Genomic DNA, 22209 nt, shown 5'->3' on the forward strand with positions numbered 1-22209 from the left:
AACCCAGATGAACAAGCTCTCTCTCTTCCTCGCGCTGCAGGGCCTGTGCCTGCTCGCCACGGCACAGTCCCAGCCGCCGGCCGATCCGCTGCAGGCGCTGCTGCCCCCTGCCCACCAGGTGCAGGACGTGGTGCTGCGCAGCCCGGCCACGCGCGCCGCCCTGGCCCAGCGCGACGGCCAGCTGCGCCGCGCCGACATCACCGAAAGCGGCCCCGCCGAATTCACCGCGCGCCTGAGCCAGCAAAACCGCCACGTGTCCGATCCGGCGGAACGTTACTCGGAAACCCTGCTGAGCCTGGAGCGCCCCGTGCGCTGGTGGGGCAAGGCCGGCCTGGATGCCGACCAGGCCGGCGCCAGCCGCAGCTCGGCGCGGCTGGCCTATGCCGACGCCATCCACGAAACCAGCCGTGAACTGCTGCAACTGTGGGTCGAAGCCCTGCGCGCCGGCATGCGCCTGGACAACGCCCAGACCAACCTCACCCTCGCCCAGGAGCTGGACCGCCTGGCCGCGACTCGCCTGCGCCTGGGCGAGATCTCGCAGCTCGACGCCAGCCTGGCGCAGGCCGAACTGCAGCGCGCCCAGGCGGCGCTCGACCAGGCCCGCGGGGCCCAGTCTGGCGCGGTGGCGCGGCTCACGCGCACCTACCCCGGCATCACGCCGGCGCAGGCACCGCTGCCCGAGCCGGCCTGGCTGCAGACCCGGCTGGACGCGCTGCCCGCCCTGCCGGAACTGCGGCAACAGTACCTGGAGCGCAACCACCAGCTCAACCTGTGGCGCAGCGAAGCGGCGCGCCTGCGCCTGCTGGCACAGCGCGCCGACCGCGACCAGTGGCCGGACCCGACCCTGGGCGTCTACACCGCCAACGAACGCGCCGGGGCCGAACGCATCATCGGCGTATCCATCAGCGTGCCCATCTCGGGCAAGGTGCGCCAGAACCACGCCCTGGCCGCCGCGGCCGACGCCCAGAATGCAGAAGACCGGGTGCGACAGCTGGAACAAAGCCTGGGGGCCGACATCGAGGCGCGCTACAACAGCCTGCAGCATCTGGCACGCGCAGCCATCAGCGTCGACACGGCCGCCATGACCCAGCAGCTGGCAGCGGAAAAATCACGCAAGGCCTACACCCTGGGTGAACACACCATGACCGAACTCATCCAGAACCGCCGCCTCGCGGCCGAGCAGCTCACCAGCGCGCGGCTGGCGCAACTGGAGGTGCTGGAAGGCCTGGCCTTGATCGAGCTGGACCTGCACCGGATCTGGGACTTCGACGAGTAGGCCCTGCGCGCCAGGCTCGGCGTTTCCCGCCACCCGCCAGAGGGCGGGAAACGCTGCCTTGGCCTTTCCTCGATCATCGGGCAGCCTGGCCAGAACAGGACATGCCGGCAAAAACAGCCCCTCACCGCTATAGATGCCCGAGGCATAATAAACGCCAGTCTTAGCTGGATTTCACCATGAACCTGCACCAATTCCGCTTCGTCCAGGAGGCGGCGCGCCACAACCTGAACCTGACCGAGGCGGCCAAGGCCCTGCACACCTCGCAGCCGGGCGTGTCCAAGGCCATCATCGAGCTGGAAGAAGAGCTGGGTATCGACATCTTTGCCCGCCACGGCAAGCGCCTCAAGCGCATCACCGAGCCGGGGCAGCAGGTGCTCAAGAGCATCGAACTCATCATGCGCGAGGTGGGCAACCTCAAGCGCATCGGCGAACAGTACAGCGCGCAGGACAGCGGCACCCTCTCGATTGCCACCACCCACACCCAGGCGCGCTACGTGCTGCCAGAACCCGTGGCTAGGCTGCGCGCGGCCTGGCCCAAGGTCAACCTCTCGCTGCACCAGGGCAACCCGGACCAGGTGGCGCGCATGCTGATCGACGAGACCGCCGAAATCGGCATCGCCACCGAGTCGCTGGCCAATTACGACGAGCTCGTCACCCTGCCCTGCTACGAATGGGAACACGTGCTGGTGCTGCCGGCCAACCACCCGCTCGCCGGCAAGGAGCGCCTCAGCCTGGAAGACCTGGCCACCGAACCGCTCATCACCTACCACCCTACCTTCACCGGCCGCACGCGCATCGACCAGGCCTTTGCGCAGCGCAAACTGGCGCCGCGCATCGTGCTCGAAGCCATCGACTCGGACGTCATCACCACCTACGTCAGGCTCGGCATGGGCCTGGGCCTGGTGGCCGAGATGGCGGTGCGCAACCTGCCCGCCCAGGGCACGGGTGACGAACTGGTGGTGCGCCCGCTGGGCACGCTCTTCGGCAAGAACGTCACGCGCGTGGCCTTCAAGAAAGGCGCCTACCTGCGCAACTTCGTCTACGAATTCGCCCAGCTGCTCAGCGACCGCCTGCAGCGCGATCTGGTGGCCCGCGTGATGCGCGGCGAACACACCGACTACGAGCTTTGAGTATCCTTTCATCATGACCATCCGAACACCCGCCCTCAAGAGCCGCCTGCCCAACGTGGGCACCACCATCTTCACCGTCATGTCCGCGCTGGCCACGGAAAAAGGCGCCGTCAACCTGGGCCAGGGTTTCCCGGATTTCGAAGGGGACCCGCGCCTGGTGGACGCCGTGACCGACGCCATGAAACGCGGCCTCAACCAGTACCCGCCCATGACCGGCGTGCCCGCGCTGCGCGCAGCCATCGCCCAAAAGAACCAGGCGATCTACGGCCACAGCTACGACGCCAACACCGAGATCACCATCACCGCCGGCGCCACCCAGGCCATCCTCACCATCATCCTGGCCATCGTGCACCCGGGTGACGAAGTCATCGTGCTGGAGCCCTGCTACGACAGCTACGTGCCCAATATCGAGCTGGCCGGCGGCGTGGTGGTGCGCGTGCCGCTCACACCCGGCAGCTTCCGCCCCGACTTCGGCAAGATCGCGGCCGCCATCACCCCCAAGACCCGCGCCATCCTCATCAACAGCCCGCACAACCCCAGCGGCATGGTGTGGACGAAAGAGGAAATGCTGCAGCTGCAGGCGCTGCTGGACCCGACCGACATCCTGGTCATCAGCGACGAGGTCTACGAACACATGGTGTTCGACGGCCGGCAGCACGAAAGCGCCGCGCGTTTCCCCGCGCTGGCCGCGCGCAGCTTCATCGTCAGCAGCTTCGGCAAGACCTACCACGTCACCGGCTGGAAGGTGGGCTACGTGGCCGCGCCCGCGCCGCTGACGGCCGAGTTCCGCAAGGTGCACCAGTTCAACGTCTTCACCGTCAACACCCCGGTACAGCACGGCCTGGCCGCCTACATGGCCGACCCCAAGCCCTACCTGGACCTGCCCGCCTTCTACCAGCGCAAGCGCGACCTCTTCCGTGAGGGCCTGAAGAAAACGCGCTTCAAGATGCTGCCCGGCCAGGGCACCTATTTCCAGTGCGTGGACATCTCGGCCGTGAGCGACCTGAACGAAGCCGACTTCTGCAAGTGGCTCACCACCGAGATCGGCGTGGCCGCCATCCCGCTCTCGGCCTTCTACGGCAACGGCTTCGACCAGAAGGTGGTGCGCTTCTGCTTTGCGAAGAAGGACGAGACCCTGAACACCGCGCTGGAGCGGCTGGCCCGGCTTTAAGACTGAGAGGCTGATATGAACGAACGTCAACGCGTGTGGCTCGGCTCGGGCCTGGTGCTCCTGCAATTCGGCCTGCTCGCCGTGCTGGCGCTGATGGCCTGGCCTGCCGTGGAGCACGGCGCCATCCCCCTGGCCGCCTGGGCCGCCGCCGCGGGCGCCCTGCTGCTCTTCGGCTGGACCCTGCGCGCCAACCGCCTGGGCAACTTCAACATCCACCCGCGCCCACGCGTGGGCGGCACGCTGGTCACCAGCGGCCCCTACGGCTGGATCCGCCACCCCATGTACACCGCTTTCCTGCTGGGCGCCTGGGCCCTGGCGTACACGGCCGCAAACGACGAAGCCTGGCTGGCCTGGTGGGCAGTTTCGCTGGTGCTGTGGTTCAAGTCCACGCTGGAGGAGCGCTGGATGCTGGCGCAGCATCCGGGGTATGCGCATTACCGGGAGCAGACCAAGCGGTTTATTCCCTGGATTTATTGATCCGCAAGAGCGCCGGACTGTTCACCCGCAGGCCCCTGATTCGAGTCCAGGTCGGGGAGCCCCAAAAGACAAGCGCGAACCCACGCCTGACTCGGCGGCCCACTCTCCAGGACATTTCTGCGCCTGCATTCCCTAGGCGCTCGCCCCTGGCTCGCCGTAGAATGCACAGAATTCTGTAATCTCACCTCTGGAGCCGCCATGGGAATTGCTGCCAACGATGTCGTGCCTTTCACCCAGGCGCGCTCCAACCTCTCGCTCCTCGCCGACCAGGCCAAGGCCGGGGCGGAGAAGATCATCACCAAGAACGGCGAAAGCTACGTCGCCCTGATCGACGCCGACCGGCTGGACTATTACCACCGCCTGGAGCGCGAGCGCATCCACCTGCTGCTGCTCGAAGACGCCAGGCGCGGCCTGGCCGACATCGCCGCTGGCCGCACTGTGGAAGCTGACGCGGCCATCGCCCAGCGGCAAGAGCGCCGCGCCGCCAAGGCCAAACCCACCCAGACCGCCGCCAAGAAGCGTGGCTGAGCAACAACCTCTCTACCGGGTCGAGCTGAGCGCCAGCTTCCTGGAACGCCTGGACAGCATTGAGGCCTTTCTGGCCGAAGCCGACGCCGCCTTTGCCTTTGACGCTCTGCTGGAAGAACTGCGCACCACGGTCATCCCCAATCTGCGCCGCTTCCCGCGCATCGGCAAGCGCTACCTGGACACACCACCCCAGTCTGCCGAAGCCCTCACCCTGCTGGCCGCACTGCCAGTGGGCGCACCGGATGCGCTGCGTGTGTACCTGCACGGCGACTACCTGATGCTCTACGCGGTGATAGAGGCCGGTGCGGCTGTATATTTGCTCTCCATCCGGCACCACCGCCAGCTTTCGTTTGACTTTGCCCGGCTGTGGCCGGGGGCCTGATAAAACAACCCCATCGACGGCGCCGAACGACTGGCTGACGCGTTGGCTAAGATCAGGCAGCTCTGAGAAAACCCGCTCAACACTGAATCGGATTCCTGCAAAACTTCTCCAGCTCCCGCACCGCCGCCTTGCCGGCCACCGTGTTCTTCGCCCTGGGCCCTACGTCCAGGCTCAGCTTGAATTCGTACTTGCGGAAAAACTCGTCGAACAGTTCACCGCCCAGCGTGGCGTAGGCCGTCAGCGTATCGGCCTTCGCGTCATGCTCCAGCAGCACCGCGCACAGCGGCTGTTCGGCCGGGCCGTTGAGCACGCGCGCGCCCTGGGCCGGGTCGTACTGGCTGTGTTCGGCGCAGCAGTGGATCAGGTTGTCGGCCACACCCTTTTTGGCCTTGCTCTTGCGAAAGCTGATGAAACTCACCTGCTGCGTGGGGTAGACCAGCTGGTGGGCGCAGATGGCGCTGAAGGCCACGAGCTTGCGTTGCGGCCCCACGCCGCCCGGCCAGACATAACTCTCCTTGGTCTTGGTACTCAGCGGCTGCGGCTGTGCGGGCTGGTCCAGCTTGAGCAGGAAAACCGGCGTGGCCTCGAAGGGGTAGTGGAAGACGTAGTTGGTCTGGGGCCTGAGCTGGCTGGCCCTGAGCGGGTCGCCGTACTCATCGGTGAGCAGCACGCGGGCGTAGGCCTTGGGCTTGGCGTCGGCCGCAAAACTGGGCAGGGCCACGGCCGCCGTGAGGCAGGCTACGCTGGTGGAACAGGTCTCGACGAACTGGCGGCGGTCCATGCGCTCTCCTCGGGCAGCGACCGGCGGTATGGCCGGCTGCGGCCCAATTTATCTGGGGCCGCCTTCCCCTGTCAAGCGCTCAGGTACCCCGGCGGGCTTCGCGCCGCGCGATCCACAGCGTGGCGCCGGCGATGATGACGCCGCCGATCAGCGAGTGGCTGGTGGGCACGTCGGCAAACACCAGCCAGCCCATCAGCGCAGCCCAGAGCAGGTCGAGGAACTTGACGGACTGGGTGGCCGAGATGTCGGCCACGGCGTAGGAGCGCATGAGCAGGTAGTGCGCGCCGCTGCCCAGCAGGCCGCAGAGCATGTAGCCCGCCCACTGCACCGCCGTGACGGGCTGCCAGTTGAGCAGGGCCAGGGGCAGGCTCAGCAGGGTCACGGTGATGGACTGCCAGAGCACGATGACGCCCGCCGACTCGTAGCGCGTGAGCGCCTTGCTGATCAGGAAGGAGGCCGCGAACATGGGCGCCGACGACAGCATGACCAGGTTCCACCAGCCGCCCTGGCCGCTCAGGTTGGGCCCCACGACGATGAGCACCCCCGCAAAACCGATGCCGGCCGCCAGCCAGCGCTCCCAGTGCATGGGCTCGCGCAGGAAGAGCCAGGCACCGAGCATGATGAAGATGGGCGTGGTGAAGCCCATGGCCGTGGTGTCGGACAGGGAGATGTGCGGGATGGCCGAGAACCAGATGCCCAGGCCGGTGGCGTGGACCAGACCGCGCAGGAACTGCCCGCGGATGTTCTGGGGCATCCAGGCCGCCATGCCGCTGCGCAGCACCAGGGGCAGCAGCACGATGACCCCGCAGAGGTAACGCAGGAACTGCGACTGCAGCGGCGGGATCTGCGTGGTGAGGTAACGCGTCATGGTGTTGAGCAACACGAAGCACAGCCCGGCCGCCACGGACCAGAGCAGGCCCTGCACCGTCGGGTCGAGCCGGCCGGCACGATGCCGCGTCAGGTCCATGCGCCGCCGCCAGGGGCTGCGATGTGGTTTGAGTTTGTGTTGTCCCTTGACGTGCATCACCTGAGTTTAGTAGGAATGCTTAGCAATTGCGGTCGCGCAAGGGACGAGGCTCAACTGTTGATCTGCTGCCAGGCTGTCGCCCGGCCTCGGCCTGACGACCGACCCAGCTTTTGTAGTTCCGGCATCACATGGCCTGCGGCCATATCAGCCTGCACTGCAAAGCCTGGCATCAGCTGTTCAGCTGCTGCCAGGCTTTGTCCAAGCGTTTGATGCTCACCGGCTGAGGTGTACGCAGTTCCTGCGCAAAGAAGCTCACGCGCAGCTCTTCGAGCAACCAGCGGAATTCCTGCAGGCGGTCGTCCATCACACCCTTGCGTTCAGCGACCAGACGCCAGTAACGCTGTTCCTGCGGGCGCAGCTCGGCCAGGCGGGCGGCGTCACGGGCCGGGTCGGCGCGGTACTTGTCCAGGCGCGCCGTGATGGCCTTGAGGTAACGCGCAAAGTGCTGCAGCTGCGGCCAGGGGGTCTGGGCGATGAAACGCTTGGGGCACAGGCGCTGCAGTTGCTGCGCGCAGTCGGCCGTGGCGTCCGGTGCATTCTTGGTGTCCTTGATCTTGCGCGCGGCGGCGGCGTATTCGATGAGGATGACACCGACCAGGCGCGCCACCTCGTTGGCGATCAGGGTCAGGCGGCCCCGGCCCTCCTCCAGCCGCTTCTTGAAATCGAACTCATCGGCCGGCAGCGGGTCCAGCAGAAACGCGCGCTCCAGCGCCACGTCGATGATCTGGGCGCGCAGCTCTTCCATGGTGCCCAGCGGCATATAGGCCACGGCCATCTTCTGCAACTCGGGGATGTTCTTTTCCAGGTACTTGAGCGCGTCCTTGATCTGCAGGGCAAACAGTCGGCGCAGGCCGCTGCGGTGTCTGGCGGCGGCGACTTCGGGCTCGTCAAAGACCTCGATGCCCACAGCCTCGCCCAGATCGACCAGCGCTGGAAAGCCGATCAGCGTCTGCCCGCTCTTGCGGATCTCCATGAGCTCGGGCAGCTCGCCGAAGGTCCAGGCCGTGTAGCGTTGATCCGCGGGCACGGTGGGCGTGGATGCGGCAGGCTTGCCGCTTTTCTCGGGCGCAGGCGCACGGGACATGCCGGACGCCACCGTCACGTCAGCAGGCCCGGCCTGCGGGGCGAGCTTGAGCCCCGCCAGGGTCTGGAAGGCGCCACGGGCCTGCGCGCCGAGTTCGGCCTTGAGCGCGCCGAGGTTGCGGCCCGTGCCCAGCTGGCGACCGTGTTCGTCCACCACCCGGAAGTTCATGAAGAGATGGGGGCTGAGCATGTCGAGCTTGAAGTCGGCGCGCTTCACATCCAGACTGGTGATGTCGCGCACCTGCTTGAGCAGCGCGTCGGTCAGGCCACCGCGGCCAAAAGCCTCGGAAGTGCCCAGGGTCTCAGTGAGTTTTGCAGCCGATTCAGGCAGGGGTACGAAGCGGCTGCGCGGGCGCTGCGGCAGGCTCTTGAGCAGGGCCTGGATCTTGTCTTTCAACATGCCGGGCACCAGCCACTCGCAACGGTCTTCGTTGACCTGGTTCAGCACGAACAGCGGCACGGTGACGGTGAGGCCGTCGCGCGGGTCACCCGGTTCGTGCAGATAAGTCACCGCGCAATCTACGCCGCCAAGGCGCAGGGTCTTGGGGAAGGCGTTGGTGGTGATGCCCGCGGCCTCGTGGCGCATCAGCTCTTCGCGGGTCAGGCGCAGCAAGTCCGGGTTCTTTTTGCTTTCTTCGCGGTACCAGCGCTCGCATTCAAACCCGCTGCAGATGTGGGCCGGCAGCTGCTGGTCGTAATAGGCGTAGATGAGCTCGTCGTCCACCAGCACGTCCTGCCGGCGTGATTTGTGCTCCAGCTCCTCCACCTGGCGGATCAGCTTCTCGTTGGCCGCAAGGAAAGGCAGCTTGCTCTCCCACTCGCCACCCACGATGCCTTCGCGGATGAAGATCTCGCGCGCCGCCACGGGGTCCACCTTGCCGTAGTTCACGCGGCGCCCGCTGTAGACCACGATGCCGTAGAGCGTGGCACGCTCCAGCGCCACCACCTCCGCGGCCTTCTTTTCCCAGTGCGGATCCAGCAGCTGCTTCTTGAGCAGATGGCCGGCCACCTGCTCGATCCAGCCGGGTTCGATGTTGGCGATGCCGCGGCCGAAGAGACGCGTGGTCTCCACGAGTTCGGCCACCACGATCCAGCGGCCCGGCCGTTTGCTCAGGTGCGCGCCCGGGTGGCGGTGGAACTTGATGCCGCGCGCGCCCAGGTATTCACCGGCGCTAGCCTCTTCCTCGAGCTTGCAGCCCACGTTGCCCAGCAGGCCGGCCAGCATGGACAGGTGCAGCTGTTCGTAGCCGGCCGGCGTGCTGTTGATCTGCCACTTGTGTTCGGTCACCACGGTCAACAACTGGCTGTGGATGTCGCGCCACTCGCGCACCCGGCGGATGTTGACAAAGTTCTGGCGCAGCAGCTGTTCGTACTGGCGGTTGCTCAGCTTGTGCTCCCCATGGCCGCCGCGCGCGTAGTTGATCCACTTCCAGAGCTTGAGGTAACCCGTGAACTCGCTCTTCTCGTCGTCGAACTTGGCGTGGGCCTGGTCGGCCTGGGTCTGCATCTCCATGGGACGGTCGCGCACGTCCTGCACGGACAGTGCCGAAGCGATGATCAGCACCTCCTCCAGCGCACCGCGCGCCTTGGCCTCCAGGATCATGCGGCCCACGCGCGGGTCCAGCGGCAGCTTGGCGAGTTCGCGCCCCATGGGCGTGAGTTCGTTGGCCTCGTCCACAGCGCCGAGTTCGGCCAGCAATTGGTAACCATCGGCAATGGCCCGGCCCGAGGGCATTTCCAGGAAGGGGAAGTCTTCCACCACACCGAGGTGCAGGGACTTCATGCGCAGGATGACGCCGGCGAGCGAGGAGCGCAGGATTTCGGGCGTGGTGAAACGCTCGCGCCCGGCAAAGTCTTTTTCGTCGTAGAGGCGGATGCAGATGCCGTTGGCCACGCGGCCGCAGCGGCCCGCGCGCTGGTTGGCAGCGGCCTGGCTGACCGGCTCGACCATGAGCTGCTCGACCTTGCTACGGAAACTGTAGCGCTTGACGCGGGCCGTGCCAACGTCGATCACGTAGCGGATGCCGGGCACGGTGAGCGAGGTTTCGGCCACGTTGGTGGCCAGCACGATGCGCCGCCCGCTGTGGCTGTCGAAGACGCGGTCCTGCTCGGCCTGGCTCAGGCGGGCGAAGAGCGGCAGCACCTCGGCATTGCGCGTGATGGGGTTGTGGCTGAGGTGCTTGCGCAGGTGGTCGGCGGCCTCGCGGATCTCGCGCTCGCCGGGCAGGAAGACCAGGATGTCGCCCGCGGCGTTGCCCTGCCAGAGTTCGTCCACCCCGTCGGCGATGGCGTCGTTGAGGTCGTACTCGCGGCTTTCCTCGTAGGGGCGATAACGCTGCTCTACCGGATAGGTGCGGCCCGAGACCATGATGACCGGCGCCGGGCCCTTTGAACTGGCGAAGTGCTGGGCGAAACGGTCGGCGTCGATGGTGGCCGAGGTGACCACGATCTTGAGGTCCGGGCGGCGCGGCAGGATCTGGCGCAGATAGCCCAGCAGGAAGTCGATGTTGAGGCTGCGTTCGTGCGCCTCGTCGATGATGATGGTGTCGTAGGCCTGCAGCAACGGGTCGGTCTGCGTTTCGGCCAGCAGGATACCGTCGGTCATGAGCTTGACGGACGCGTCCTTGGACAGGCGGTCCTGGAAACGCACCTTGTAGCCCACCACCTCGCCCAGCGGCGTCTTGAGTTCTTCGGCGATGCGCTTGGCCACCGAACTGGCGGCGATACGGCGCGGCTGGGTATGGCCGATGAGCCGCCCGCGCTGGCCAGCCGGGTAATTGAGCTTGCCGCGCCCCATGGCCAGGGCGATCTTGGGCAGCTGGGTGGTCTTGCCCGAGCCGGTCTCGCCGCAGACGATGATGACCTGGTGGGCCTGCAGGGCGGCCGCGATTTCGTCGCGTTTGGCCGACACCGGCAGCGACTCGGGGAACTCGATTTTCAGGGGGGAGGAACTCAAGGCACCAACTTCATGGAGAATGGGCGATTATCCCTGCCACAGAGCCGTTTTTCACCCACACGCATGTCTGCCGTCTTCAATTTCACCTTCGTGCCCTGGTTCCGCTCGGTGGCGCCCTACATCCACATGCACCGCGGCAAGACCTTTGTGGTGGGTGTCTGTGGTGAGGCCATCGCCGCCGGCAAGCTGCAGCACCTGGCGCAGGACCTGGCGCTGATCCAGAGCATGGGGGTGCGGATCGTGCTGGTGCACGGTTTCCGCCCGCAGGTGAACGAGCAGCTCAAAGCCAAGGGCCACACGGCCAAATACTCCCACGGCATGCGCATCACCGACGAGGTGGCGCTGGACTGCGCGCAGGAGGCCGCCGGCCAGCTGCGCTACGAGATCGAGGCCGCCTTCAGCCAGGGCCTGCCCAACACGCCCATGGCCGGTGCCACGGTGCGCGTGCTCTCGGGCAACTTCATCACGGCGCGCCCGGTGGGCATCGTCGACGGGGTGGACTTCCAGCATTCGGGCCTGGTGCGCAAGGTGGACGTGGCCGGCATCAACCGCACCCTCGATATGGGGGCGATGGTGCTGATCTCGCCCTTTGGTTTCTCCCCCACGGGTGAGGCCTTCAACCTGACCATGGAAGAGGTGGCCACCAGCGTGGCCATGGCTCTGCATGCCGACAAACTGATCTTCGTGGCCGAGGTGCCGGGCATCCGCATGGACCCGAGCCTGCCCGAATCCGACGACAACCCCATCGACACCGAGCTGCCCCTGGCCGCCGCCGAGAAACTGCTCACCGCCCTGCCCGGTGCCACCCTGCCCACCGACACCGCTTTCTACCTGCAGCACTGCGTGAAAGCCTGCAAGGGTGGCGTGGAGCGCAGCCACATCATCCCGTTCGCGGTGGACGGCGCGCTGCTGCTGGAGGTCTATGTACACGACGGCATCGGCACCATGGTGGTGGACGAGAAGCTGGAAGAGCTGCGCGAAGCCACCGCCGACGACGTGGGCGGCATCCTGCAGCTGATCGAACCCTTCGAGAAGGACGGCACCCTGGTCAAGCGCGACCGCACCGAGATCGAACGCGACATCGGCAACTACACCATCGTCGAACACGACGGGGTGATCTTCGCCTGTGCCGCGCTCTACCCCTACCCCGAGGCCAAGACCGCCGAAATGGCGGCGCTGACCGTTTCGCCCGAATCCCAGGGCCAGGGCGACGGCGAGAAGGTGCTCAAGCGCATCGAGCAGCGCGCCAAGGCCATGGGCCTGGACAGCATCTTCGTGCTGACCACACGCACCATGCACTGGTTCATCAAGCGCGGTTTCCAGAACGTGGACCCAGACTGGCTGCCTGAAGCGCGCAAGCGCAAGTACAACTGGGACCGCAAGTCTCAGGTGCTGGTCAAGAAACTCTGAGCCGGGCGGATCAACCCTGCGTCAGTTCCAGGGTCTGCTGACCCCGGTCGGCGGCCAGTCTGAACACCGCCACCGACTGCACCAGTTCCTGCGCCTGCATCTTCAGGCTGCTGGCCGCCGCGGCCATCTGCTCCACGAGCGCCGCGTTCTGCTGCGTCACCTGGTCCATCTGCGTCACGGCCTCGCCGATCTGCGCCACGCCCTGACTCTGCTCGCTGCTGGCCACACTGATCTCGCCCATGATGTCGGTCACGCGGCGGATGCTCACCACCACCTCACCCATGGTGCCGCCGGCGCGGCCCACCTGGGCATTGCCGCGCTCCACCCGGCCGGCACTGTCGTCGATCAGCTGCTTGATCTCCTTGGCCGCTGCCGCACTGCGGCTGGCCAGGGTACGGACCTCGCTGGCCACCACGGCAAACCCGCGGCCCTGGTCCCCCGCGCGTGCCGCTTCCACCGCCGCGTTCAGCGCCAGGATGTTGGTCTGGAAGGCGATACCGTCGATCACGCTGATGATGTCGGCGATCCTGCGGGAGCTGTCGCTGATACCGTGCATGGTGCTGACCACCTCGGACACCACGCTGCCGCCCTGCTCCGCCACGGCGGAGGCGCTCTGGGCCAGCGTGTTGGCCTGGCGCGCGTTGTCGGCGTTCAGGCGCACGGTGGATGAGAGTTCTTCCATCGAGGCGGCCGTCTGCTCCAGCGCACTGGCCTGGCTCTCGGTGCGCGCACTCAGATCGTGGTTGCCCTGGGCGATCTCGGCGCTGGCTGTGGAAACCGACTCGGAGCTCTGGCGCACACGGGTCACCACATCAACCAGGGCAACGCGCATGGTGTCGAGCGAACGCAGCAGGTCGGCCAGCTCGTCATGACCGCGGGCCTGGATCTCGACCGCCAGATTGCCGCGCGCGATCTCCTCGGTGTGGGCTACAGCCTGCGCAATGGGGCGCACCAGGGAGCGGGTCAGCCAGACTGACATTCCGGCGCTGATGACGCAGACCATCAGCAGCAGCACGACGCTCACGGCCACCGCCTGGTTGGCCTGGGCGTGTGCTTCGCCTGACATGGCCTTGGCGTCCTCGGCAATCTGTTTGCTGGCCTCGTCGATCAGGCGTGCCGGCCCGCGGTCCATGCCACTGACAGCCTGGTCGCCCGCCGCATGGTTAAAGCCCGCGTTCTTGTAGGCCTGCAGGCCCTGACGATACCCGCTGCCCATCTTCTGGTGCTCCTGCAGGAACTGTTCGACCAGGCCACGCGCCTTGCCCGGCGGCAGATCGTCCAGCAGCTCGCGCCCCAGCCTGGCCACGTCCTGCTCGGTCTTGCTGAAACTGGTCCAGTAACGCTCGAGCTGCTTCTCGTCGCCGCCGCGCAGCAGCACGTTCTTCCATTCCTGCACCTGGGTCTTGAAGGTACTGAGCATGGTGGCTGACAGCCGTTCGTGCTGGTTGGCCGCTGCGACCTGCACCTCGAAGACCAGCAGCGACTGCTGCAGCCGGTAGATGCCGAAAAAGCTCGCCGCCAGCAACAGCCCGATGAGCAACGCAATCGTGAGTGGAAGCCTGACTCTGATCTGCATGATCGATACCCTTGACAGGGCCACGCCTGCGCATGGCCGGAAAGAACCGCCTCCCTGCGGGTGGGGTTATCACTGCTATAAATATTTTTATCAAATATATCAAAAAAACCGAGACTGCGCAGAACCCACCACTTCCCATGTTGCTGGCCTGCGTGCGACGCACGTCACGACGCCGGGGTTCTAGACCAGGGAGTCAGGGCGCGCTCGAAGCGCTGCTCCATCACTTCATTGCCCCACTGCCAGCCCGGCTGCTCATGCACCAGGCGGAAACCCTGTTTCTCGTAGAGATGACGCGCGGCCTGCAGTCCCTCGAAGGTCCAGAGACTGGTCCTGGGGTAACGGCGCTCGTCGCAAAAGGCCAGCGCGCTGGATAGCAGGCGCGAGCCTATGCCCGAGCCGCGCAGCCGGTCCGAGGTGATGAACCAGCGCAGATGGGCCCCTTCGGTCTGGGCGTGCAGGCCGTCAATGGCGATGGCGCCCTCGATCTGGTCCTCCACCAGCGCCAGCCACAGACCGTCGCGGTTCTCCTCATACCGTTCGCAGAAGGCCGCCAACTCGCGCGCGACCCGGCTTTCAAAGTACAGACCGAAACCCGACTGCAAGGCGTAGTAGTCCGCATGCAGCGCGGTGATGCGGCCGATACAGCCCGGCAGATAACCCTGATGGATGGGAAGATCCACGGGCGGCCCTCGCTCAGCCCAGTTCGGACAGGCGCTTGTCCTGCCGCGCCGTCAGGCGGGCGATGTCGGCCGTGTCCTGCGCCGACAGCCTGGGGCCCGGCTTGCGCACGGCCTCACTGGCGATGACACCGCGTTTCATCAGGATGTGCTTGCGCACGGCCAGGCCGATGTTGGCCTGCTGCTCGTAGCGTGCCAGCGGCAGGTAGGCGTCGAACAGGTCGTGTGCGCGCTCCACCTTGCCGGCCGCATGCGCCGCGCAGACGTCCACCATCATCTCGGGGTAGGCAAAGCCGGTCATGGCGCCGTCGGCACCGCGCGTGAGTTCTTCGGGCAGGAAGAGGCCGCCGCCGTTGCCGGTGAGGATGGAGACGCGCTGGAACTCACCCTTGTCGCTGGCCGCGCGGAGGGCCGACAGCTTGGCCAGGCCCGGGCTGTCTTCGTGCTTGAGCATCACGCAGTGAGGCGAGTTCTTGAGGATCTTGAGGATGACGCCGGTGGACATCAGCACGCCGGTGGCGACCGGGTGGTCCTGCAGCACCCAGGGCACGTCGGCGCCCAGGGTCTCGTTGACCATGTCGAAATAGGCGGTGATCTGGTCGTCGGTGCGCACCGTGGAAGGCGGCGCCACCATGACACCCGCCGCGCCCAGGTCCATCACGCTCTGGGTCAGCTCCTTCATGGGCGCGAAGCCTGGCGACGAAGCCCCCACCACCACCGGCACCCGGCCGGCCACGCGGGTCAGCACCTGTTTGACGAAGGTGCGCGACTCTTCCATGGTGAGCTTGGGCGCTTCACCCATGATGCCCAGCACGGTCAGGCCGGTGACGCCTTGTTCCAGGCAGAAGTCCACCATGCGATCGGTGCTGCTCAGGTCCAGCGCACCACTGTCGGTGAAAGGAGTGACGGCGATCAGGTAGACGCCCCGGGCGTTGCGGTCGAGTTGGGATTTCACGTGGGTTTCCTCGTAGGTAGCCAGTTGGCGAGCATAGCGCCTGACGTCTCCACACCATGAAAAACGGCACCCACAGGTGCCGTCCGGTTCATCTGCTCGCCCGACTCAGAAGGTTTCCCAGTCGCCGTCCGCCGCGGCTGTCGCCGGGGTCGACCCCGCGGGGCGGCGGAGTTCGCTGCCCGGTGCCTTCGCCGGCCGGGCCGGCTTGGCGCCCCCGCCCTGGATCTCGTTCTTGAACTGCACGATCAGGCGCGTGACCTTCTGCGAGGCGCGGGAGAATGCCGTGTCGCTCTCCAGCATCTTCTCGGCTTGGACCCCGGCGCCGCTGTTGATGCTGCGGGCCACCTTGCCGGCCTCGTCGTGGAATTCGCGATGCGCCCCGAGCAATTCGACGAAGCTGGGCTTGCCGCCGAACTTGCCCTGGCCGCTGCCATGCAGCCACTTGCCCAGCGGGCAATGGTCGTCGCGGCAGATGGTGTCGGCGTTGACCCGCTCGCCGTGCATGGCAGCCGCACGCAGCTTGCTGCGCCAGTCGGCATGGGCCTTGATGGCGCTGTCAAGATCGATGCCGGCACTGCTCGCGCCCTGGCCCAGCGTGCGGCGGTCCGTGCCGCCATAAGCCGGGGCCGGGGTCGAACGCACCTGCAGGCTCGACCCTGCAGATGCCAGACTGCCACCCGATGTTGCATCGAGCTTGAAGACGGCGACGGTCTGCACCAGCTCCTGCGCCTGGCTCCTGAGGCTGGAAGCCGCTGCCGCCATCTCCTCCACCAGCGCGGCGTTCTGCTGCGTGGCCTGGTCCATCTGCGTGACCGCCTCGCCCACCTGGGCCACGCCCTGGCTTTGTTCGGTGCTGGCCGCGCTGATCTCGCCCATGATGTCGGTCACCCGCCGGATGCTGGCCACCACCTCGCTCATGGTGGCGCCGGCCTGGTCCACCAGGGCTGTGCCCTGCTCGACCCGGCCCACACTGTCGCTGATCAGGGTCTTGATCTCCTTGGCGGCTTCCGCGCTGCGCCCGGCCAGGCTGCGTACTTCGGCGGCCACCACGGCAAAGCCGCGCCCCTGCTCGCCGGCACGCGCGGCTTCCACCGCCGCATTGAGCGCCAGGATGTTGGTCTGGAAAGCGATACCGTCGATCACGCTGATGATATCGGCGATCTTCTTGGAACTGTCATTGATGCCCTTCATGGTGTCCACCACCTGGGCCACCACTTCGCCGCCCTGCACCGCAACCGTGCTCGCGCTTTGCGCCAGCTGATTAGCCTGGCGGGCATTTTCGGCGTTCTGCTTCACGGTGGACGACAGTTCTTCCATGGACGCCGCGGTCTCTTCCAGCGCGCTGGCCTGGCTTTCGGTGCGGGCTGAAAGATCCTGGTTGCCTTGCGCAATCTCGGCGCTGGCGGTCGAAACAGACTCCGAGCCCGAGCGCACCCGGCTCACGATCTGCGCCAGGTTGCTCTGCATGGCCGTCAGCGACTGCAGCACACGGGCCACCTCGTCCTTGCCCGAGGCATTCACATGCCGGCTCAGATCCCCCTGGGCCACGGCCTCGGACAGGTTGACGGCATCCCCCAGGGAACGCGAGATGCCACGAATCAAGGTCAGGCCGAGCCCCCAGGCAAACGCAATTCCGACAACGATGGCGATGACGGAAGCCAGGAGGATGAAGTTATAGCGCGCAACCGCCGCTTCATACTGCTCTTTAGCGAGATGGGCCTGATAGTCTTGCAAGACCTTGAGCTTCTCGAAGGCACTCATGTAAAGCGCAGGAATAGCATCGCCAACCAAGGACGCAAGGGTCGGGATATCGTCATTCTGCATGGCCTGTATGGCCGGCTTGATACCCTGATCCAGATACCGCGCTCGGGCACTGGCAAAGGCCTCGGCGAGCTTCGCTTCCTCGCTGGTCAGCGATGTCTGCATATAGGCCTGCCAAGCCTCCTCGCTCTCGGCAAAGTTCTTCTGGATGGAAGCCGTGTTCACCTTGACGGTTTCAGCACCCGGTGACATGAGCGTGGCAACGACCAAGAGACGATTGTTCTGCAGGTTGTGATCGATCAGGGCCAGTTGCGTCAGCGGAACGGTATTGTTCTCATAGACCGATTTGAGTGAGGCATTTGATCGGTTGTTGCCCAAGAGGCCACCGGCGCCAATGAGAATCAGCAAAGACGACAGCACCACCAAAAGCACCAACAGGCGGGTGGAAATTTTCAGCTTGTTCATTGGCGTATGTCCTCAGCACGAACCAGGCCCAAGCGGGCGCAGGCATCCATTGCCACTCCATTATGGCGCGCAAGCACACCAGGAAAAGCCGGAAAAGCGGAGAAAACCCGGATTCAGCGCACCGGACGGCGCCAAAGCAGCGCCAGACCAAGGAGCGCAAAGGCGGCAAACCACAGGAAGGACCAGTTGGCGATGGAGCCGCCCAGGAAGGTCCAGTCGATCGCCGTGCAGTCCCCCGAGCCCTTGAAAATCATCGGAATGGCGCGCTGCAGGGGGAAGTTTTCGATCATGCCGTAGAAGTCGCGCCCGCAGGTGGCGATCTCGGGCGGGTACCACTGCAGCCAGCTCTGGCGCGCCGCGACGAAGGCGCCGAAACCCGCCAGCAGCAGCAGCAGGCCGCCCAGCCAGCGGTGGCTGCGCGGGCCCGCCAGGGCCGCGCCGATGGCGGCCACCACGGCCACCAGCACCATGGTGTAGCGCTGCACGATGCACATCGGGCAGGGTTCGAGGCCCACCACGTGCTGCAGGTACAGGCCGAAACCCAGCAGGGACAGGCAGGCCAGGCAGATCAGCGCATAAACGCGACGTGGGCCCAGGCGGGTGATGAGTTCAGACAGATGGGACAAGATCAGGACTTTCTTCCACAAAAACGCGGGCCTTGCGCGGTGTCAGCACCAGCAATTCACCCTCCGTGAAACCGAGTTCGCGGTATTGTGACGCAGGAAGCTGCACCTCGATCACCGCATTGTCCCCGGATGGAGTCGCGTCCTCGCGTATAAGTTCCAGTCTTGCAATCGGGCCGACCACGATGGCCCGGCTCAGGCGCGCCGCGATGCCGGTGGCGCCGGTGGCGTGGCGCTGTACCTCGAAGTCGTGCGGACGCACATAGGCATAGGCCTTGGCATCGGCGGAACCACGGTGTTCAGGCGTGTCCAGGCGCAGGCCCTGCTGGCCCGTGCCGATCACCACCTCGCCCTGCTCCACCCGGCCGTGGAAGAGGTTCACGTCGCCCAGGAAGCCGTAGACAAAGGGGCTGGCCGGCTGGTCCCAGACCTGCTGGGGCGTGCCGATCTGCTCGATATGGCCGTGGTTCATGAGCACCACACGGTCGGCCACCTCCAGCGCTTCCTCCTGGTCGTGGGTCACGAAGATGCTGGTCACGTGCAGCTCGTCGTGCAGGCGGCGCAGCCAGCGGCGCAGTTCCTTGCGCACCTTGGCGTCCAGCGCGCCGAAAGGTTCGTCCAGCAGCAGCACCTTGGGCTCCACGGCCAGGGCGCGCGCCAGGGCGATGCGCTGGCGCTGCCCGCCCGAGAGCTGCGAGGGGTAGCGGTCGGCCAGCCAGTCCAGCTGCACCAGGCTCAGCAGCTCATGCACCTTGGCCTTGATCTGGGTTTCGCTGGGGCGCTGGGCGCGCGGCTTCATGCGCAGGCCGAAGGCCACGTTGTCGAACACGGTCATGTGGCGGAACAGCGCGTAGTGCTGGAACACGAAGCCCACATTGCGCTCGCGCACGTGCACCTCGGTGGTGTCTTCGCCGCTGAACAGGATGGTGCCCTGGTCCGGTGTTTCCAGGCCGGCGATGATGCGCAGCAGCGTGGTCTTGCCGCAGCCCGAGGGGCCGAGCAGGGCCACCAGTTCACCGGACTGGATGTCGAGGTTGACCTTGCGCAGGGCGTGGAAGTCGCCGAACTGCTTGCTGATGTCGCGGATTTCAATGCTCATGATGTACTTTCAACGGGCCGGCACGGGCACAGCGAGAGAGGACGGCCGCTCGGGCGGCAATTCGGCCGCGGCCTTGAGCTCGCGCTCGTGGCGCCACTCGACCACGGACTTGATGACCAGGGTGACCAGCGCCAGCAGGGCCAGCAGCGAGGCCACGGCGAAGGCGGCGACGGACTGGTACTCGTTGTAGAGCACCTCCACGTGCAGCGGCATGGTGTTGGTCTGGCCGCGGATGTGGCCCGAGACCACGGACACGGCGCCGAACTCGCCCATGGCGCGCGCATTGCAGAGAATGACGCCGTAGATGAGGCCCCACTTGATGTTGGGCAGGGTCACATACCAGAAGGTCTGCCAGCCGGTCGCGCCCAGCACGATGGCAGCCTGCTCTTCCTCGTTGCCTTGCGCCTGCATCAGCGGAATGAGTTCACGCGCGATGAAGGGAAAGGTCACGAAGACGGTGGCCAGCACGATGCCGGGCACGGCAAACACGATCCGGATGTCATGCGCCTGCAGCCAGGGGCCCAGCCAGCCCTGGGCGCCGAAGACCAGCACGTAGATCAGGCCGGCCACCACGGGCGAGACCGAAAACGGGAGGTCCACCAGCGTGGTCAGGAAGGCCTTGCCGCGGAACTCGTACTTGGCAATGGCCCAGGCCGCGGCCACGCCGAAGACCAGGTTGAGCGGCACGGCGATGGCCGCGGTGATCAGCGTGAGGCGGATGGCGGCCCAGGCGTCGGGTTCCTTGAGCGCTTCCCAATAAGCCGCCCAGCCCTTGCGCAGGGCCTCGGTGAAGACAGCGGCCAGCGGCAGTACCAGGAACAGGAACATGAAGGCCAGCGCCACACCGATGAGCGTGTAGCGTACCCAGGCCGGCTCGGTGGTACCGGCGCGGGCCGTGCGTTTCACAGGGTTGCTCATGCCGACGCTCCCGAACGCTTGCGTTGCCAGCTCTGCAGACTGTTGATCACCAGCAGCAGCAGGAAGGAGATCACCAGCAGCACCAGGGCCACGGCGGTAGCACCGGCGTAGTCGTATTGCTCCAGCTTGCCGATGATGATGAGCGGCGTGATCTCGGACACCATGGGCATGTTGCCCGCGATGAAGATGACCGAGCCGTATTCGCCGATGGCGCGGGCGAAGGCCATGGCAAAACCCGTGAGCAGGGCCGGTGCGATGGACGGGAAGATCACGTAGCGGAAGGTCTGCCAGCGCGTGGCGCCCAGGCTGGTGGCGGCCTCTTCCAGCTCCTTCTCCACGTCTTCGAGCACCGGTTGTACCGTGCGCACCACGAAAGGCAGGCCGATGAAGATCAGCGCGATCACCACGCCGTTCGGGTTGAACGCCAGCTGGATGCCCCAGGGTTCGAAGACCTGACCGACCCAGCCATTGCCCGCCAGCAGGGCCGTGAGCGCGATGCCGGCCACGGCCGTGGGCAATGCAAAGGGCAGGTCCACCAGCGCATCGACGATCTTCTTGCCCGGGAAGCGGTAGCGCACCAGCACCCAGGCCACGAGCAGGCCGAAGACCACATTGACCCCGGCCGCGATCAGCGAAGCGCCGAAGGTCAGCCGGTAGGAGGCCAGCACGCGCGGCGAGGTGACCGCGGCCCAGAACTGCTCCCAGCTCAGCGTGAAGGTCTTGAAGACCAGGGCCGAGAGCGGGATCAGCACGATCAGGCTCAGGTACAGGATGGCGTAGCCCAGCGTGAGGTTGAAGCCGGGCAGCACGCGCCGCGGGGTCCGCCGGGGCACGGCGGCCGCGGGCAGCGGCGTGCTCAGGGTGGCGGCTGTCATTTACTTGACCGTGTAGAGCTGGTCGAACTTGCCGCCGTCGTTGAAGTGCACCTTCTGCGCTTCACCCAGGCTCACGAAGTAGTCCTGCACGGTAAAGAACTGGACGGGCTTGAAGGTGGCCGCGTGTTTCTTCAGCACATTGGCGTTGCGCGGACGCAGGGCGTGTTTGGCGGCGATCTCCTGCGCCTCTTCCGAGTACAGGTAGTCCAGGTAGGCCTTGGCCAGCTCGCCCGTGCCCTTCCTGGCCACGGTGCGCTCCACCACGGCCACCGGGTTCTCGGCCACGATGCTGCTGGAGGGGTGGATGGCATCGACCTTGCCGGCGCCGAACTCGCGGTCTACCGAGACCACTTCGGATTCGAAGGTGATCAGCACGTCGCCGATATTGCGCTGCAGGAAGACGGTGGTGGCATCACGCCCGCCCTTGGCCAGGATGGGCACGTTCTTGTAGAGCTTGGCCACGAACTCGGCGGCCTGGGCATCGGTACCGCCCTTCTTGCGCACCGAACCCCAGGCGGCCAGGTAGGCCATGCGGCCGTTGCCGCCCGTCTTAGGGTTGACCACCACGACCTGCACGCCGGGCTTGATCAGGTCGTCCCAGTCCTTGATGCCCTTGGGGTTGCCGTTGCGCACCAGGAAGAGCATGGTGGAGGTGGTCGGAGAGGCGCTGTTGGGGAAACGCTTGGTCCAGTCGGCAGCGACCAGGCCTTTGGAGGCCAGAAACTCGATGTCGGTGGTGGTGTTCATCGTGACCACGTCGGCCTCCAGGCCGTCGTTGACGGCGCGCGCCTGGGCGCTGGAGCCGCCGTGGGCCTGGTCGATCTTGACATCCTTGCCCGTGGTCTTCTTGTAGTGGGCCGCGAAGGCGACGTTGTAGTCCTTGTAGAACTCGCGCGCCACGTCATAGGAGGCGTTGAGCAGGGTCTGGGCGCTGGCCAGGGTGCTGGTGCTCAGGGCCAGGGCGACCAGGGTCAGGGTGGCGTAATGCTTGATCTTCATGGTGATTTCGCTGGGAAAAAGTGCTTTGATCGGTGTGAAA

General features: G+C 66.0%; 19 protein-coding genes. 7 read left to right on the plus strand and 12 right to left on the minus strand.

Annotated elements, in window-relative coordinates:
- The first annotated feature begins 7 nt into the window (after positions 1 to 7).
- The 6 genes from AC1RRP_RS15015 (at position 8) to AC1RRP_RS15040 (ending at position 4964) form a co-directional block, all read left to right on the plus strand.
- Complete coding sequence (locus AC1RRP_RS15015) at positions 8 to 1276, plus strand: TolC family protein (RefSeq protein WP_493037537.1); 1269 nt, start codon at positions 8 to 10, stop codon at positions 1274 to 1276.
- Between the two features lie 176 nt (positions 1277 to 1452).
- The gene (locus tag AC1RRP_RS15020) at positions 1453 to 2406 is read left to right on the plus strand and encodes a CysB family HTH-type transcriptional regulator (RefSeq protein ID WP_493037539.1); all 954 of its coding nucleotides are present in this window, start codon (positions 1453 to 1455) and stop codon (positions 2404 to 2406) included.
- A gap of 13 nt (positions 2407 to 2419) precedes the next feature.
- Positions 2420 to 3577: a pyridoxal phosphate-dependent aminotransferase gene (locus AC1RRP_RS15025; RefSeq protein WP_493037541.1), complete on the plus strand. Its 1158-nt coding sequence runs from the start codon at positions 2420 to 2422 to the stop codon at positions 3575 to 3577.
- A 15-nt stretch (positions 3578 to 3592) separates the two neighbouring features.
- Complete coding sequence (locus AC1RRP_RS15030) at positions 3593 to 4054, plus strand: methyltransferase family protein (RefSeq protein WP_493037543.1); 462 nt, start codon at positions 3593 to 3595, stop codon at positions 4052 to 4054.
- Between the two features lie 198 nt (positions 4055 to 4252).
- Positions 4253 to 4582, plus strand: a complete 330-nt coding sequence (locus AC1RRP_RS15035) for a type II toxin-antitoxin system Phd/YefM family antitoxin (protein WP_493037545.1) — start codon at positions 4253 to 4255, stop codon at positions 4580 to 4582.
- A complete protein-coding gene (locus tag AC1RRP_RS15040; protein ID WP_493037547.1) occupies positions 4575 to 4964 on the plus strand; it encodes a type II toxin-antitoxin system RelE/ParE family toxin in 390 nt (129 codons plus the stop codon). The genes AC1RRP_RS15035 and AC1RRP_RS15040 overlap by 8 nt, the downstream gene beginning before the upstream one ends.
- 76 nt (positions 4965 to 5040) lie before the next feature.
- Here the strand turns inward: AC1RRP_RS15040 and AC1RRP_RS15045 are convergent, their stop codons facing one another.
- From AC1RRP_RS15045 to hrpA, 3 genes are all read right to left on the minus strand, one after another.
- The gene (locus AC1RRP_RS15045) at positions 5041 to 5745 is read right to left on the minus strand and encodes a Rieske (2Fe-2S) protein (protein ID WP_493037549.1); all 705 of its coding nucleotides are present in this window, start codon (positions 5743 to 5745) and stop codon (positions 5041 to 5043) included.
- 79 nt (positions 5746 to 5824) lie between these two features.
- The gene (locus AC1RRP_RS15050; RefSeq protein WP_493037551.1) at positions 5825 to 6769 is read right to left on the minus strand and encodes a DMT family transporter; all 945 of its coding nucleotides are present in this window, start codon (positions 6767 to 6769) and stop codon (positions 5825 to 5827) included.
- Between the two features lie 172 nt (positions 6770 to 6941).
- Positions 6942 to 10811 carry an ATP-dependent RNA helicase HrpA gene (gene hrpA / locus AC1RRP_RS15055; protein WP_493037553.1) on the minus strand — a complete coding sequence of 1290 codons (3870 nt, stop codon included), beginning with the start codon at positions 10809 to 10811 and terminating at the stop codon, positions 6942 to 6944.
- Positions 10812 to 10874: 63 nt separating this feature from the next.
- Here hrpA and argA point away from each other — a divergent pair, with 63 nt between their 5' ends.
- Positions 10875 to 12221: an amino-acid N-acetyltransferase gene (argA, locus tag AC1RRP_RS15060; RefSeq protein WP_493037555.1), complete on the plus strand. Its 1347-nt coding sequence runs from the start codon at positions 10875 to 10877 to the stop codon at positions 12219 to 12221.
- A 10-nt stretch (positions 12222 to 12231) separates the two neighbouring features.
- Here the strand turns inward: argA and AC1RRP_RS15065 are convergent, their stop codons facing one another.
- The 9 genes from AC1RRP_RS15065 to AC1RRP_RS15105 all read right to left on the minus strand — a co-directional run bounded on the left by AC1RRP_RS15065 (position 12232) and on the right by AC1RRP_RS15105 (position 22169).
- Positions 12232 to 13797 (minus strand): methyl-accepting chemotaxis protein, encoded by a 1566-nt coding sequence (locus AC1RRP_RS15065; RefSeq protein ID WP_493037557.1) that lies wholly within the window; start codon positions 13795 to 13797, stop codon positions 12232 to 12234.
- A gap of 164 nt (positions 13798 to 13961) precedes the next feature.
- Positions 13962 to 14477 (minus strand): GNAT family N-acetyltransferase, encoded by a 516-nt coding sequence (locus tag AC1RRP_RS15070; protein WP_493037559.1) that lies wholly within the window; start codon positions 14475 to 14477, stop codon positions 13962 to 13964.
- A 13-nt stretch (positions 14478 to 14490) separates the two neighbouring features.
- Positions 14491 to 15429: a dihydrodipicolinate synthase family protein gene (locus AC1RRP_RS15075; protein WP_493037561.1), complete on the minus strand. Its 939-nt coding sequence runs from the start codon at positions 15427 to 15429 to the stop codon at positions 14491 to 14493.
- Positions 15430 to 15534: 105 nt separating this feature from the next.
- Positions 15535 to 17655 carry a methyl-accepting chemotaxis protein gene (locus AC1RRP_RS15080; RefSeq protein WP_493037563.1) on the minus strand — a complete coding sequence of 707 codons (2121 nt, stop codon included), beginning with the start codon at positions 17653 to 17655 and terminating at the stop codon, positions 15535 to 15537.
- 113 nt (positions 17656 to 17768) lie between these two features.
- Positions 17769 to 18272, minus strand: a complete 504-nt coding sequence (locus tag AC1RRP_RS15085) for a disulfide bond formation protein B (RefSeq protein ID WP_493037701.1) — start codon at positions 18270 to 18272, stop codon at positions 17769 to 17771.
- Positions 18265 to 19377 carry a sulfate/molybdate ABC transporter ATP-binding protein gene (locus AC1RRP_RS15090; RefSeq protein WP_493037565.1) on the minus strand — a complete coding sequence of 371 codons (1113 nt, stop codon included), beginning with the start codon at positions 19375 to 19377 and terminating at the stop codon, positions 18265 to 18267. The genes AC1RRP_RS15085 and AC1RRP_RS15090 overlap by 8 nt, the downstream gene beginning before the upstream one ends.
- Positions 19378 to 19386: 9 nt before the next feature.
- A complete protein-coding gene (cysW, locus tag AC1RRP_RS15095; RefSeq protein WP_493037567.1) occupies positions 19387 to 20295 on the minus strand; it encodes a sulfate ABC transporter permease subunit CysW in 909 nt (302 codons plus the stop codon).
- On the minus strand, positions 20292 to 21170 hold the full coding sequence (gene cysT / locus AC1RRP_RS15100) for a sulfate ABC transporter permease subunit CysT (protein ID WP_493037569.1): 879 nt from the start codon (positions 21168 to 21170) through the stop codon (positions 20292 to 20294). The genes cysW and cysT overlap by 4 nt, the downstream gene beginning before the upstream one ends.
- Positions 21171 to 22169, minus strand: coding sequence for a sulfate ABC transporter substrate-binding protein (locus AC1RRP_RS15105; protein WP_493037571.1), 999 nt, complete (start codon positions 22167 to 22169; stop codon positions 21171 to 21173).
- Between the last annotated feature and the right edge of the window lie 40 nt (positions 22170 to 22209).

Source organism: Hylemonella sp. GW821-FHT12C09, from assembly GCF_058807395.1.